Genomic DNA, 12,833 nt, shown 5'->3' with positions numbered 1-12,833 from the left:
CGTTGTGAAGGAGCTCACATCATGCCGTGGGGCACCGCCGTCTCGAACGGTCCGATCGGCTACTAACGCGAAAAATGTTCAGCAACTTCGACGAGGGTCCGCGCACCGAAGCCCGTGGCGCCCGCGACGACCTCCTCGTAGACCTTCTCCGACCGCGCCGGGCCCGCGATGTCGAGGTGCGCCCACGGCACGTCGCCCGCGAACTTCTGCAGGAACAGCGCCGCGGTGATGCCGCCGGGACCGGGCGGGCACTGCCGGTAGTCGGCGATCTCGCTGGTCACGGCCTCGACGTGCTCCTCCAGCAGCGGCATCCGCCACCACTTCTCCCCCACCCGCACACCCGCGTCGACCACGGTGCGGGCCAGCGTGTCGTCGGCGGTGAACAGGCCGCCCGTGCGCAGGCCGAGCGACACCTTCATGGCACCGGTCAGCGTCGCCACGTCCACGACGAGGTCCGGCTTGAGCGTCTTCACCGCGTACGCCATCGCGTCGGCGAGCACCATGCGGCCCTCGGCGTCGGTGTTCTGCACCTCGGTGGTGGCGCCGCCGTAGTGCCGCACGACGTCGCCCGGCCGGTACGCCGAGCCGGAGACGTGGTTCTCGGCGCACGGCACGAGGCCGGTGACCCTGATCGGCAACCCGCGCCGGGCCACGGCCAGCAGCGCGGAGATCACCGCGGCGCCACCGGCCATGTCGGTGCGCATGAGGTGCATGCCGTCGGCCGGCTTCACGGAGATGCCGCCGGTGTCGAACGTGATGCCCTTGCCGACGAAGACCAGGTGCGGGCCGGTGCCGCCGTCGTAGGTCAGCTCGACCAGCCGCGGCGGGCGGGACGAGCCGCCGCCCACGGCGAGGACGCCGCCGAAGCCCTGCTGTGCCAGCCACTTCTCGTCGCGCACGACGGCGGACAGGCCGGGCACTCGGTCGGCGAGCTTGGCCGCGGTGGTCGCGAGCCAGCGCGGGTCCTTGACGTTGGACGGCGTGTTCGCGAGGTCGCGGGTCAGCGCGGTGGCCGTCGCGAGCGCGTGCGCCTTCAGCGCGGCGGAGGTCAGGACCTCCTCGAAGCCCTGGTCGGGCGTCACCAGGCGGAGCGAGCCGACCCGGCGGGGCGCCTCCTCGCCGGTGACCTTGAAGCGGTAGCCGCCGAGCGCCGCGCCCAGCACGAACGCCCGCACCTTGTCGGCGTCGAAGTCGGCGGTCAGCAGCACGTCGGCGGTCTTGGGAGCGTCGTCACCGCCCAACGCGCGCACGAGCGCCGCACCGGCCGTGCGGTAGTCGCTGAGCGTTCCGGTGCCCACACCGAGCGTCCACGTGCCGGTGGCCCGGTGGCGGACCGCCTCGCCGGCCTTGCCCGTCAGGTCGGCGGTGTCGATGCCCTCGCCACCCGGACCGAGCGCGGGACCGGTGCCCGCGAGCACGACCGCCGGCACGTTGCGCCGCGGCGTCACGGCCACCTCGACGTCCACGAGCTTGGTTGGCACTGCCGGAACCGTCGACCCCACGACCTGGACCTCTCGTTGTGCATCAGGGACCGCTCATTCTCACCCAGCGGCGCGGCCGTTCGCCCCCGCCCCTGGTTGCAACAAGCGATGCCCCGGTCTCCACTGTGGAAACCGGGGCTTCACGTGCTTCTCTCGCCGGGTGCCTCAGCCGGCGGCGGCCTTCAGCGCGTCGCCCAAGGCGCTGGCCTCGTCCGCCGACATCTCGACGACGAGGCGCCCACCACCCTCGAGCGGCACGCGCATGACGATGCCGCGTCCCTCCTTGGTGACCTCGAGGGGACCGTCGCCGGTCCGGGGCTTCATGGCCGCCATCGCGTGCTCCCTCCGTCAACTCTTCCCCGTCCGGCCAGGCCGGATCTGCTCCATTCTCCCCTATCGCGACTCAGGGGCGAAACCGAACCGATCTTTTGGCGAGTCCGGGTGACAGTTGTGGATCTTCACTTGTCCCTGGTCAGTACCCGGTTTCACGACCGCGCAACACTTTCGGCACTCCACGGCGCGGCGTGACAGACTCAACAGGGTGCGAGCCCGTTCCGCGCTATTCGACGTCTACGGCGGCCACCTGCGCGAACGCGGTGGTGCCGCCACCATCGCCGCCCTCGTCCGGCTGCTGGAGCCGCTGGGGTTCGCCGCGCCCGCCGTCCGCACGGCGGTCTCGCGCACCGTCCGGCAGGGCTGGCTGCACCCCGTGCGGCTGCCCGACGGGCCCGGCTACGCGATGACACCCCGCGGGGAACGGCGGCTCGACGAGGCCGCTGCCCGCATCTACCGCACCCGGCCGTCCACCTGGGACGGTCGCTGGCACGTCGTGGTCCTGGAGGAGCTGCCCGGCCGCGACTCGCGCGACCACCTGGCCTCCGAGCTCCAGCTGCTGGGCTACGGCGCCCTCGGCCCGGTGACGTGGATCGCACCCCGGCCCTCGCCGGAGCTGGCCGACGTGCTGGCCGCCGGAGAAGTTCCCGCACGAACTTTTCACGGTTCACACGACGGCGCGGACGCCGAGCTCGCGGCGAGGGCCTGGGACCTGGACGGACTGGGCCGCGACTACGCCGCGTTCGTCGCGCACTGGCAACCGGTGGTGTCCGTTGTGGACGAATCGGACGACGCGGCCGCCTTCGCCGCCTCCCAGCAGCTGCTGCACGCGTGGCGCAAGTTCCTGTTCCGCGATCCCGGTCTTCCTGCTGAACTGTTGCCCCAGGACTGGCCGGGCCGGGCGGCAGCGTCGTTCTTCGACGAACAGACGCTGCGGCTGGCACCGGGCACGAGCCGCTTCGTCGACGAGTGCCTGCGCCCGGTCCGCAACGTTTCCACTGCTTGATGGAGGTCCCGAGTGTCCGAGCTCCTCGTCGACGACGCTGACGGAGTGCGCACGTTCACGTTCAACCGCCCGGAGTCGTTCAACGCGTTCACCGTCGCGTTGAAGGTGGCGTTCCTGGAGGCGTTGAAGGAGACGGCTGCCGACTCCTCGGTGCGCGCGGTGGTGATCACGGGCGCCGGCCGGGCGTTCTGCGCGGGCCAGGACCTCAAGGAGCACATCGGGTTGCTCCAGGCCGGTGACCCCGCGCCGCTGCACACCGTGGAGCTGCACTACAACCCGATCGTGCGCGAGCTGATCGGCATGCCGAAGCCGGTGATCGCGGCGGTCAACGGCAGCGCGGCCGGCGCGGGCGCGTCGTTCGCCTACGCGGCCGACCTGCGGATCGCGGGCGCGTCGGCGAAGTTCCTGATGGCGTTCGCGAACGTCGGGCTGACCGCGGACTCGGGTGCCTCGTGGACGTTGCCGCGGCTGATCGGGCACGGCCGGGCGATGGAGATGATGCTGCTGGCGCAGCCGGTCGGTGCCGAGGAGGCGCTGCGGATCGGCATGGTCAACCAGGTCGTGCCGGACGCCGAGCTGCTCTCCACCGCGCACCTGCTCGCCGCGAAGCTCGCCGCCGGTCCGACGACGGCCTACGCGAAGATCAAGGAAGCCCTCGCGGCCGCCGCCGACGGCACGCTGGAGGACGCGCTGGAGGCCGAGCGCCGCACCCAGGCCGACTGCGGCGCCACCGCTGACCACCGCGAGGCCGTGGACGCGTTCGTGACCAAGCGCGCCCCGAAGTTCACCGGCCGCTGACCCCTGCTTGTTCCGGCATCTGCAAGTACCACCAACTCGCAGTTGGCAGTACTTGCAGATGCCCTCAGGAGGAGGCGCGGAAGCAGGTCGCGATGTGGTCGTCGACCATGCCGGTGGCCTGCATCAGCGCGTAGCACGTGGTGGGGCCGAGGAACTTGAAGCCGCGGCGCTTGAGCTCCTTGGCCATCGCCTTGGACTCGGGCGTGATCGCGGGCACGTCGGTGATCGTGGCGGGGCGGACGTGGTCCTGCGGCGCGAACGACCACAGCAGCGCGTCGAGGTCGAGGTCCTGCTCGGTGATCACGCGGGCGTTGTGGACCACCGCGTCGATCTTCATCCGGTTGCGGACGATGCCGGCGTCGGCCATCAGCCGTTCGACGTCGGCCGGTCCGAAACCGGCGACCAGCTCCGGGTCGAAGCCGGCGAACGCGGCGCGGAACGCCGGCCGCTTGCGCAGGATCGTGATCCACGACAGCCCGGACTGGAACGCCTCCAGCGACATCCGCTCGTACAGCTCGTTCGTGCCGTGCAGCTCGACGCCCCACTCGGTGTCGTGGTAGTTGATGTAGTCCGGCGTGGAGCCGCCCCACGGGCAACGCTCACGCTCGCTCATGGCTCTCCGGCTCCAGCTCCCGCACGCGCGCCCGCAGCGTCTCCACCTCGGTCGCGAGCCGTTGCAACGCCCAGTCGACCTCGCTCATCTTGTAGCCGCGGAACACCTGCTGGAACTTCAGCTCGCGGACGTCCTCCGCGGTGATGTCGTCGGCCGGCAGCCGCGTGGGCGAGGCGCCGGGCGGCAGCGGGGCGAGCTCCTCGCCGCGCCCGAACACCAACGCCGCGAGCAGGAACACCACTGCCGCGACGGCCACCATCACGATCAGGTAGATCAGGGCGTTGGTCACGCGACGATCGTGGCACAGCTCAGGCAGCGGCGAGCGAGCAGACCGAGCCGGACGATCACGGTCCAGGTGATGAGGCTGGCGACGCTCATCGGCACCGACTGCAGCAGCCGCGCCGGGTCGAGGTGCGCGGTGGCCGCGATGATCGCGAGGTTGCCCGCGAGCACCATGCCGACCGCGCCCAGCGCCACGCCCGCGCCGAGCCGGGCGAGCAGCCTCGTGTCGCACGTGCGCGCGAGGACCCGGCCGAGCACGAGGGCCACCAGCGCGATCCCGGACGCGACACCGCCGGCCAGGTCGTTCGCCTTGGCGATGAACAGGTACCACTGCGGCGGCACCGTCCCGAAGTCCTGCCACGGCCCGATGAGCAGCATCCGGACGAACTCCCACGCCATGTGCAGCAACGGCAGCACGACTGCGAGCCAGATGAGCGTCCGCGTGCCGTACGCGACGGCCAGTTCGGCCTGGTACTCGTTCGCGATCTCCTTGACCGGCCCGAACTCCGCGACGGCGCGCCGCTGCGCCTCCTGCTCGGTGAGACCGCTCTCGACGTGGGCCTCGGTGGCGTCGGACAGGCTGTCGCGGGTCTCCGCGAGGAGGTCGCGGACCTGCCGCTTCGAGCCACGCAGCCGGGACCCGAGGTCGGTCACGTACCGGTCGATCACGCGGTGGTCGATCACGTCCGGGCCCACCCGCCACCACCTCCCAGCACCCCGTCGATGACCGTCGTGAACTCCCGCCACGCGGTGCGTTCGGCGCTCAGCGCCCGCTGGCCGGCCGAGGTGAGCCGGTAGGTCCGCCGCTTGCGCCCGCCGACCGTGCTCCAGTCGCTCGTGACGTGGCCCGCCCGCTCCAGCCTGCGCAGCGCGGGGTAGACCGTGCCGGTGGGCAGGTCCAGCGCACCACCGCTGAGCTGCTGCAACGCCTCGATGATCGCGTAGCCGTGCAGCTGCTCGCCGTCGAGTGTGGCCAGCAGCAACGCGTCCAGGTGGCCACGCAGCGCGTCGGGCTTCATGAGTAGCGACTCTACTGATGCGCCGCCTCCGGGGAGCCCTGAGATGTCCCTGATGTTGCAGCAGATCCGCCTTGCTGTAGGCACGCTACATATAGCGTGGCTACTCATGAGCGCAGCAGACCTCGCCCGCCTCCAGTTCGCGTTGACGACGTCGTTCCACTTCCTGTTCGTGCTGCTCACGCTCGGGCTCGTGACGCTGCTGGTGGTCATGCAGACCCGCTACGCGGTCACCGGGAACCCGGTGCACGAGCGGATGACGCGGTTCTGGGGCCGCGTCTACGTCATCAACTACGCGCTGGGCATCGTGACGGGCATCGTCATGGAGTTCCAATTTGGCCTGAACTGGTCGGGGCTCGCGACCTACGCGGGCGACGTGTTCGGGGCGCCGCTCGCGCTGGAGACGCTCGTCGCGTTCTTCCTGGAGTCGACGTTCCTCGGCCTGTGGATCTTCGGCTGGGGACGGCTCAACCGGTGGGTGCACCTGAGCCTGCTCTGGCTGACGGCGCTCACGGCGTTCGCGTCGGCGTTCTGGATCATGGCGGCGAACGGGTTCCTGCAGCACCCCGTCGGCCACCGGGTCGAGGGGAACGTGCTGCGGCTGGACGACTTCTCGGCCCTGCTCACCAACCCGACGTTCACCAGCGCGCTGGTGCACGTCGTCTTCGCGTCGATCACGGCAGGCGGCGTGTTCGTGACCGGCGTGTCGGCCTGCCACTTCCTCCGGCGCACCACCGAGACCGACTTCTTCCGGCGGTCGCTGCGGCTGGGCGTGGTGAGCACCGCGCTGGCCACGCCGTCGCTGATCGGCGCCGGGTTCGCGCAGTTCCCGGTCATCGCGCGGTACCAGCCGGGCAAGGCCGACGCGGCGCAGTGGCTCGGCGCGCCACTCGGGTTCATGATCATCATCGGGATGGTCCTGACGGCGGTCAGCTGGCTCACGCTGCCGCTGCTCCTGCGGGACGCGGTGATCCGCCTGCGCTTCCCGCTGCACCTCATGGTGGTCGGCATCCCGCTGCCGTTCGCGGCGGCGGTCTTCGGGTGGGTCTTCCGCGAGGTCGGCCGGCAACCCTGGCTCGTCCAGGGGCTGCTGCGGACCGAGGCCGCGGTGTCGCACGTGGACGCCGGGCAGGTCCTGTTGTCCCTCATCGTCTTCACGTCCCTGTTCGCCGTGCTGGCCGTCGTCGACTGGACGCTGATCGCACGCGCGGTCCGCCGCGGTCCGGACACGACGCCCGCCCCTGTCTCGCCGTTGGTGGTGACGCTCTGATGGAAGCGCTGTGGCTGACGGTCCTCGGCACGCTGACGGCCGGCTACTTCGCGTTGGCGGGCTTCGACTACGGCAGCGGACTGCTGCTGCCGTTCCGCCGCCGGGACGAGGTGCTGCGGAGGATGACGCCGTTCTTCCTCGGCAACGAGGTGTGGCTGGTCGCCGCGGTCGGGGTGCTGTTCGCGGCGTTCCCGCGGCTGGAGGGCGAGCTGTTGTCCGGTGCGCACAGCGTGTTCACGCTCGTGCTGGCCGGGCTGGTGCTGTTCATGGCCGCGGTGCAGCTGCGGTTGTGGTGGTGGCTGGTGTTCACCGGCGCGCTGGCGGTGTCGGTGGGGTGGGGGCTGTTCCTGGCGCACCTGCTCGACGCGCCGTGGCCCGTCGCGCTGGTGATGCCGGTGCTGTTCGCGGTGCACGGGTGGGTGTTCCAGAGCGGCCACCGGCGGCTGTTCCCGGTGACGGCACTGCTGTGCGCGCTGCCGATCCCGCTCGCGTTCACCCGTGTCGACACGACCGGGCTCATGGCGCACGCCGACACGCTCGGCCTGCTCGCGTGGGTCGCGGTCCCGGTCATCCCGCTGGTGGTGGTTGTGCAGTGGTCGATCGTCGCCATCTCCTCGCGCTGATCCCGGTCCCGTTCCTGGTGCTGGCGCAGGCGGAGCTGCTCGCGTCGGTGCTGGCAGGCGGCACCGGGTACGCCCTGCTGTGCCTGGTCGTCGGCGCGCGGGTGCTGGTGTGGTGGGGGCACCGGGAGTGGGCGCACCGGGCCGCCGAACGCACCCGCACCCGGCTGCGGGAGGCGTTCCTGCGCGACCCCGGCACCAGGGCCGGCGAGGTCGCGACGCTGGTCACGCGCGGCGTGCACGACGTGACGCCGTACGTGACCGGGTACCTGCCGCAGCAGGTCCTCGCCGTCGTGGTGCCGCTGGCGGTGGTCGTCCGGCTGGCGTTCGCGGACCTCGCGGCGGCGCTCACGATCCTCGTCACGCTGCCGTTGGTCCCGGTCTTCGGCGCACTGGTCGGCGCGCACACCCGTGAGCGGACCGCACGGCAGTGGGACGCGCTGGCGACGCTCGGCGGGCACTTCCTGGACGTCGTCAAGGGCATCGGCACGCTGCGGGCGTTCGGGCGGGCGCGGGCGCAGTCGGCGACCGTGCGCGCACTGGCCGCACGGCACCTGACCGAGACGATGTCGGCGCTGCGGATCGCGTTCCTGTCGGCGTTCGTGCTGGAGCTGGTGGCCACGATGGCGGTGGCGCTGGTCGCCGTGCCGGTGGGGCTGCGGCTGCTCGGCGGCGGCGTGCCGCTGCACACCGCGTTGCTCGTGCTCTTCCTGGCGCCGGAGGCGTTCCTGCCGTTGCGCGCGGCCGGTGCGCAGTACCACGCCGGCGCGCAGGGCCGTGCGGTGCTGGACCGGGTCCCGGTCCGCGCCGAGCACACCGGGGTGGCGCCGCCGGACCTCGCCCGCGCCGAGATCGTGCTCGACGGCGTGAGCGTGCGCAGCCTGCGGAACTTCTCGCTGCGGATCTCCCCCGGCGAGCGGATCGCGCTGGTCGGCCCGAGCGGCGCCGGCAAGAGCACGGTCCTGGGGCTGCTGCTGGGGTTCGTGCGACCCGACGAGGGCCGCGTGCTGGTCGGTGGTGTCGACCTCGCGGAGATCGACCACGCGCAATGGCTCGCCGCGCTCTCGTGGGTGCCGCAACGCCCCACGCTCGTGCCGAAGGACCTCTCCTCCGGCGAGCAGCAACGGGTCGCGCTCGCCACCGCGCTCGACCGGCGCCACGCCGGGCTGTTCCTGCTGGACGAACCGACCGCGCACCTCGACGCGGAGACGGAGGCGCTCGTGCTCGCAGCGGTCAGGGAGTTCACCAGGGGCCGCACCGCCGTGGTCGTGGCGCACCGGCCGGCGCTGCTCGACGAGGTCACGAGGGTGGTGGCGGTGTGAGGCTCGCGATCGTCGTCGGCACCCTCGCCGAGCTCGCCGGCGTCGGCCTCACCGCGACCGCCACGTGGCTCGTGCTGCGGGCCGCCGAGCACCCGCCGGTGCACGCGCTGACCGTCGCGATCGTCGCGGTCAGGGCGCTCGCGCTGGCCAAGGGCGCACTGCGCTACCTCGAACGCCTCACGAGCCACCGGGCCGTGCTCGGCGAGGCCGTCGAGCTGCGCGGCCGGGTCTACGACGACCTGGTGGCGCGCCGGCACGTCCCGTCCGGCACCGCGCTCACCCGGATCGTCACGAACGTCGACCAGCAGCTCGACGCCCGGCTCCGCACGACGTTGCCGTGGTGCACCGCCGTCCTCGCCGGCGTGGTCGTGGTGGTCGTCTCCGGCTTCTCGGTGCCGCTGGTCGCCGGTCTGCTGGTGAACCTCGGCCTGCTCCCCTGGCTCGCCACGCGGCGGGCGGAGGACCTGACGCCGTTGCGCGCCCTGCTCACCGAGCAGACCACCGAACTGGTGCACAGCCGTGAGGAGCTGATCGCCCACGGCCTCTACGACGCCCGGTTCGCGGTGGCGGCCCGGACGGCGAAGACGTTGTCCCGCAAGGAACGCGCCCGCGACCTGACCCCGCTCGCCATCGCCGTCCAGTTCGGCGCGGCGCTGCTGGTGCTGGCGCAGCACGAACCCGCGTGGCTGGTCATGGCCGCCATCGCGACGTTCGAGATCACCGTCCCGCTGGCCGCGCTGAGCAGGCCGGCCCCGGAACCGACCGGCGAACCCGAGCCCGCAGAACCCGCCGACGTGCCGGCACTGCGGGGGAAGACCGCGGTCGTCGGCCCGAGCGGGGCGGGCAAGACCACGCTGCTCAACGCCGTCGCGCGCCGGCTCGAACCCAGTGCGGGCGCGCTGGCCGACGCCCACGTCTTCCACACCACGGTCCGCGCGAACGTCCTGCTGGCCAAACCCGGTGCCACTCAAGAAAAACTGGACCGGGCCGCCGAGATCGCCGAGCTGGACCTCGACTGGGACCGGGTCGTCGGCGAACGCGGTGAGGAGATCTCCGGCGGCCAGCGGCAACGGCTCGTGCTCGCCCGGTCGGTGCTCGCCCGACCCGAGGTGCTGCTGCTGGACGAGCCGACCGAGGGCCTCGACCCCGAGCAGGCCGACCGGGTGCTCGGCAAGGTGCTCGGCCACTGCCGGGGAACGGCGCTCGTCGTGACGCACCGCGAGGAGCAGCTAGCGCTCTTCGACCACGTGCACCATCGGGGGCCGGTCCGCGACGACCACGTCGGTCGAGTCGGGTAGCCACTCGCCGTCGACCTGCACGAACTGCGTCAACGGCACGGAGTCCGCGGACACCCCGCACCGGGCCAGCGCCGTTCCCATGATCTGCGCGGACATCACGCCGAGCTGCAGCAGCGACCGGTTGCGGTGCTTGCGCACGCCCAGGTTCACCTGCGCCAGCCCGGCCAGCCCGTGCAGGCGGTGCACGTCCAGCAGCAGGCCGATCTCCACGCCGTACCCGGCGGCGAACGGCACGGACTCCAGGAAGGAGCGGGTCGCCGCGTACTCGCCGCCGAGGGGTTGCACCACACCGGACAGCTCCGGCCGCAGGGTGTTCAGCAACGGCCGCGCCACCAGCTCCGTGACGCGCCCGCCGCCGGTGCTCTCCAGCCGCAGCGGCCGCCGGTAGAAGCCCTTCACCAGGTGCACGCCGGGGTCGAGCAGCAACGGCCCGAGCAATGCCGTGACGAACGCGGTCTCCGGGTCCACGAGGTCGGAGTCCAGGAAGACGACGAGGTCGCCGGTGGTCGCCGCGAGCGAGCGCCACAGCACCTCGCCCTTGCCGGGCACCGGTTCCAGCCACGGCACGACGTCCTCGCGCAGCACCACCCGCGCCCCGGCCTCCGCCGCCACGGCGACGGTCCGGTCGGTCGACCCGGAGTCCACCACCACCAGCTCGTCGACCAGCGTGCCGAGCAGCGGCCGCACGACCGCGACGACGGCGCCGACGGTCTCCTCCTCGTCCAGCGCCGGCAGCACCACGGACACCGTGCGCCCGCGCTTCGACGCCACCAGCTCGTTGACCGTCCACGGGGGCTGCTGCCAGGTGTGCGTGCCGAACCAGGCTTCGACGGAGGGCAGCATCAGGCCAGCGCCCGCACCGCTCGGGCCGGCGGACGGGTGCCCGCCACGCTCGCGACCATCTCCACGACCTTCCTCGCCTGCCGCACGTCGGACGCCCGCACGGCGCGTGCTCCGGACAGCGCGGCCACCGTCGCGGCCGCCAGGGTGAAGTCCTCGTCGCCCGCGGGGACGGTCACGACGTCCAGCGTCCCGGTGAGCGGCGGCAGCTCCAGCTCGCCGTCGAACTCGACGACGTCGGCACCGTCGGCGACCGCCTGCTCCAAGGCATTCGCGCTGGTCAGATGCGCAACGATCAGCACCCGGTCTTTCGGCAGCTCACTGACGCGGAATCGGTTCACGCCACCCAGCGTAAACAGTGACCTGACTCACAGCTTCTTGCTACTCGCGAGTAGCCATCTGCTTTACTCCCGAACAGCAACCCTGTGTGATCTACGTCATGGTCAAGGAGGACCAGCGTGCGCCGGTCACTTGTTCTGTTCCTGGCACTCCTCACCACCCTGCTCGGTGCACCGGCGGCCATCGCGGCGCCGGGACACCAGATCACCTACCGCACCATCCCCGGCGTCGGCGGCACCGCGCTGAAGGCCTTCGTCATCGAGCCCACCGGCCGGGGTGACGGGCCGTTCCCGCTGCTCGTGATGCCGTCGAGCTGGTCGGTTCCGAACATCGAGTACGTCGGTGCCGCGGCCAAGCTCGCCAAGGAGTCCGGCTACGTCGTCGTGAGCTACACCAGCCGCGGCTTCTGGGACTCCGGCGGTGAGATCGACATCGCCGGCCCCGACACCGTGGGCGACGTCAGCAAGGTCATCGACTGGGCGATCGCCAACGCCCGTGCCGACGGCACGAAGGTCGGTGCGGCCGGGATCTCCTACGGCGCCGGGCAGTCGTTGCTCGCCGCCGCGAACGACCGGCGGATCAGGGCGGCAGCGGCGCTGAGCACGTGGACCGACCTGGCCCGCTCGCTCTACCCCAACGACACCGTGAACAAGCAGGCCGTCGAGGTCCTGCTGGCGGCGGGCCACGCCACCGGGCGCCCAGGTCCCGTTCTGCTGGAGGCCGAGGACGCCTACCGCGACGGCCGGTTCCACGAGGTCGTGCCGATCTCCGCGGGCCGGTCAGCCGCCTCGAAGATCGCGCAGCTCAACGCCAACGGCACCGCCGTGCTGCTCGGCAACGCCTGGAACGACGGCATCTTCGCCCCCGGCCAGGTCGCGGACCTCTACTCGCGGCTGACCGGGCCGAAGCGGCTCATGCTCTCGCCCGGCGACCACGCCACCGCCGAGCTGTTCGGCGCGGCCGGTCTGCCCAACGAGATCTGGGAGTCGGTCGGCCGCTGGTTCGACCGGTACGTGAAGGGCACGGCCAACGGCATCGACGCCGAGCAGCCGGTGCAGCTCAAGCCCAACAACGGCGGCACGTGGAAGAAGTTCGGCGCCTGGCCGGACGGGGCCGCCGACACGGTGCAGCTCGAAGGCAAGCGGATCCACGCCGGCTGGAACACCGTCGCCGACAGCGGCACGATCCTGCTCTCCGGTGCGCTGCAAGGGTTCCTGAACATCCCGACCGGCGTCTCGCTGCCGTTCGTCGACCGCAACGTCGCCGGCGTCTGGTACGGGCCGCAGTACCCGGCCGGTGCCACGCTCGCCGGCACGCCGCAGCTGCGGTTGACGGTGACGCCGAGCGCGGAGGTCACCACGTTGTTCGCGTACCTGTACGAGGTCGGCCCGCTCGGACTGGGCGCGCTGGTCACGCACAAGCCGGTGAAGGTCACCGGTGCCGGCCGCACGCAGACGCTGGACGTGCCGCTGGAGCCGACGGTGTGGAACGTCGGCGCGGGCAACCGGCTGGCACTGGTGGTCGACACCGTGGACCCGCGGTACCTCAGCGAGTCGACCCGCGGCTCGACCGTCACCTTCGGACCGTCGAGCCTCACCGTGCCGAAGGCGTAAGA

15 protein-coding genes are annotated in these 12,833 nt (G+C 71.9%); 7 read left to right on the top strand and 8 right to left on the bottom strand.

Translation table 11 applies throughout. From position 1 onward, the window contains the following. Positions 1–62 precede the first annotated feature (62 nt). Together AB0A63_RS06955 and AB0A63_RS06950 are read right to left on the bottom strand one after the other, a co-directional pair. A complete protein-coding gene (locus AB0A63_RS06955) occupies positions 63–1,481 on the bottom strand; it encodes a leucyl aminopeptidase (protein ID WP_360386196.1) in 1,419 nt (472 codons plus the stop codon). Positions 1,482–1,646: 165 nt separating this feature from the next. Beyond that, complete coding sequence (locus tag AB0A63_RS06950) at positions 1,647–1,814, bottom strand: DUF3117 domain-containing protein (protein WP_065914675.1); 168 nt, start codon at positions 1,812–1,814, stop codon at positions 1,647–1,649. A 208-nt stretch (positions 1,815–2,022) separates the two neighbouring features. On the opposite strand from AB0A63_RS06950, the gene AB0A63_RS06945 reads away from it, so the two are divergent. Both AB0A63_RS06945 and AB0A63_RS06940 read left to right on the top strand, forming a co-directional pair. Next, a complete protein-coding gene (locus AB0A63_RS06945; RefSeq protein ID WP_360386194.1) occupies positions 2,023–2,820 on the top strand; it encodes a PaaX family transcriptional regulator C-terminal domain-containing protein in 798 nt (265 codons plus the stop codon). A gap of 12 nt (positions 2,821–2,832) precedes the next feature. After that, on the top strand, positions 2,833–3,618 hold the full coding sequence (locus AB0A63_RS06940; protein WP_360386192.1) for an enoyl-CoA hydratase-related protein: 786 nt from the start codon (positions 2,833–2,835) through the stop codon (positions 3,616–3,618). Between the two features lie 64 nt (positions 3,619–3,682). Here the strand turns inward: AB0A63_RS06940 and AB0A63_RS06935 are convergent, their stop codons facing one another. The 4 genes from AB0A63_RS06935 to AB0A63_RS06920 are packed head-to-tail and all read right to left on the bottom strand — an operon-like array spanning position 3,683 to position 5,532. After that, positions 3,683–4,231, bottom strand: a complete 549-nt coding sequence (locus AB0A63_RS06935; RefSeq protein WP_360386189.1) for a DNA-3-methyladenine glycosylase I — start codon at positions 4,229–4,231, stop codon at positions 3,683–3,685. Beyond that, positions 4,218–4,520 carry a DivIVA domain-containing protein gene (locus AB0A63_RS06930; protein WP_360386186.1) on the bottom strand — a complete coding sequence of 101 codons (303 nt, stop codon included), beginning with the start codon at positions 4,518–4,520 and terminating at the stop codon, positions 4,218–4,220. The genes AB0A63_RS06935 and AB0A63_RS06930 overlap by 14 nt, the downstream gene beginning before the upstream one ends. Then, positions 4,517–5,209: a permease prefix domain 1-containing protein gene (locus AB0A63_RS06925; protein ID WP_360386183.1), complete on the bottom strand. Its 693-nt coding sequence runs from the start codon at positions 5,207–5,209 to the stop codon at positions 4,517–4,519. The genes AB0A63_RS06930 and AB0A63_RS06925 overlap by 4 nt, the downstream gene beginning before the upstream one ends. Beyond that, positions 5,194–5,532, bottom strand: coding sequence for a helix-turn-helix transcriptional regulator (locus AB0A63_RS06920; protein ID WP_360386180.1), 339 nt, complete (start codon positions 5,530–5,532; stop codon positions 5,194–5,196). The genes AB0A63_RS06925 and AB0A63_RS06920 overlap by 16 nt, the downstream gene beginning before the upstream one ends. Before the next feature lie 106 nt (positions 5,533–5,638). Here AB0A63_RS06920 and AB0A63_RS06915 point away from each other — a divergent pair, with 106 nt between their 5' ends. The 4 genes from AB0A63_RS06915 to AB0A63_RS06900 are packed head-to-tail and all read left to right on the top strand — an operon-like array spanning position 5,639 to position 10,039. Further along, positions 5,639–6,799 carry a cytochrome ubiquinol oxidase subunit I gene (locus AB0A63_RS06915; RefSeq protein ID WP_360386177.1) on the top strand — a complete coding sequence of 387 codons (1,161 nt, stop codon included), beginning with the start codon at positions 5,639–5,641 and terminating at the stop codon, positions 6,797–6,799. Continuing rightward, positions 6,799–7,422 carry a cytochrome d ubiquinol oxidase subunit II gene (locus tag AB0A63_RS06910; protein WP_360386174.1) on the top strand — a complete coding sequence of 208 codons (624 nt, stop codon included), beginning with the start codon at positions 6,799–6,801 and terminating at the stop codon, positions 7,420–7,422. The genes AB0A63_RS06915 and AB0A63_RS06910 overlap by 1 nt, the downstream gene beginning before the upstream one ends. Next, complete coding sequence (locus tag AB0A63_RS06905) at positions 7,392–8,741, top strand: ATP-binding cassette domain-containing protein (protein WP_360386171.1); 1,350 nt, start codon at positions 7,392–7,394, stop codon at positions 8,739–8,741. Before AB0A63_RS06910 ends, AB0A63_RS06905 begins: the two co-directional genes overlap by 31 nt. Further along, positions 8,738–10,039 carry an ATP-binding cassette domain-containing protein gene (locus tag AB0A63_RS06900; protein ID WP_360386168.1) on the top strand — a complete coding sequence of 434 codons (1,302 nt, stop codon included), beginning with the start codon at positions 8,738–8,740 and terminating at the stop codon, positions 10,037–10,039. The genes AB0A63_RS06905 and AB0A63_RS06900 overlap by 4 nt, the downstream gene beginning before the upstream one ends. On the opposite strand, the gene AB0A63_RS06895 is transcribed toward AB0A63_RS06900, so the two are convergent. Both AB0A63_RS06895 and AB0A63_RS06890 read right to left on the bottom strand, forming a co-directional pair. Continuing rightward, positions 9,971–10,882, bottom strand: a complete 912-nt coding sequence (locus tag AB0A63_RS06895; RefSeq protein WP_360386165.1) for a glucosyl-3-phosphoglycerate synthase — start codon at positions 10,880–10,882, stop codon at positions 9,971–9,973. The two genes, AB0A63_RS06900 and AB0A63_RS06895, sit on opposite strands and share 69 nt — an antisense overlap. Then, positions 10,882–11,220, bottom strand: a complete 339-nt coding sequence (locus tag AB0A63_RS06890) for a hypothetical protein (protein WP_360386162.1) — start codon at positions 11,218–11,220, stop codon at positions 10,882–10,884. Before AB0A63_RS06890 ends, AB0A63_RS06895 begins: the two co-directional genes overlap by 1 nt. A 117-nt stretch (positions 11,221–11,337) precedes the next feature. Between AB0A63_RS06890 and AB0A63_RS06885 the strand changes: the two genes are divergently transcribed. Continuing rightward, positions 11,338–12,831, top strand: coding sequence for a CocE/NonD family hydrolase (locus AB0A63_RS06885; protein WP_360386159.1), 1,494 nt, complete (start codon positions 11,338–11,340; stop codon positions 12,829–12,831). Positions 12,832–12,833: the final 2 nt, after the last annotated feature.

This window comes from Lentzea sp. NPDC042327, assembly GCF_040647275.1.
Classification (GTDB): Bacteria; Actinomycetota; Actinomycetes; order Mycobacteriales; family Pseudonocardiaceae; genus Lentzea.
The sequence above is the reverse complement of the archived record's forward strand: the minus strand, read 5'-3'. Positions and strand labels throughout refer to the sequence as shown.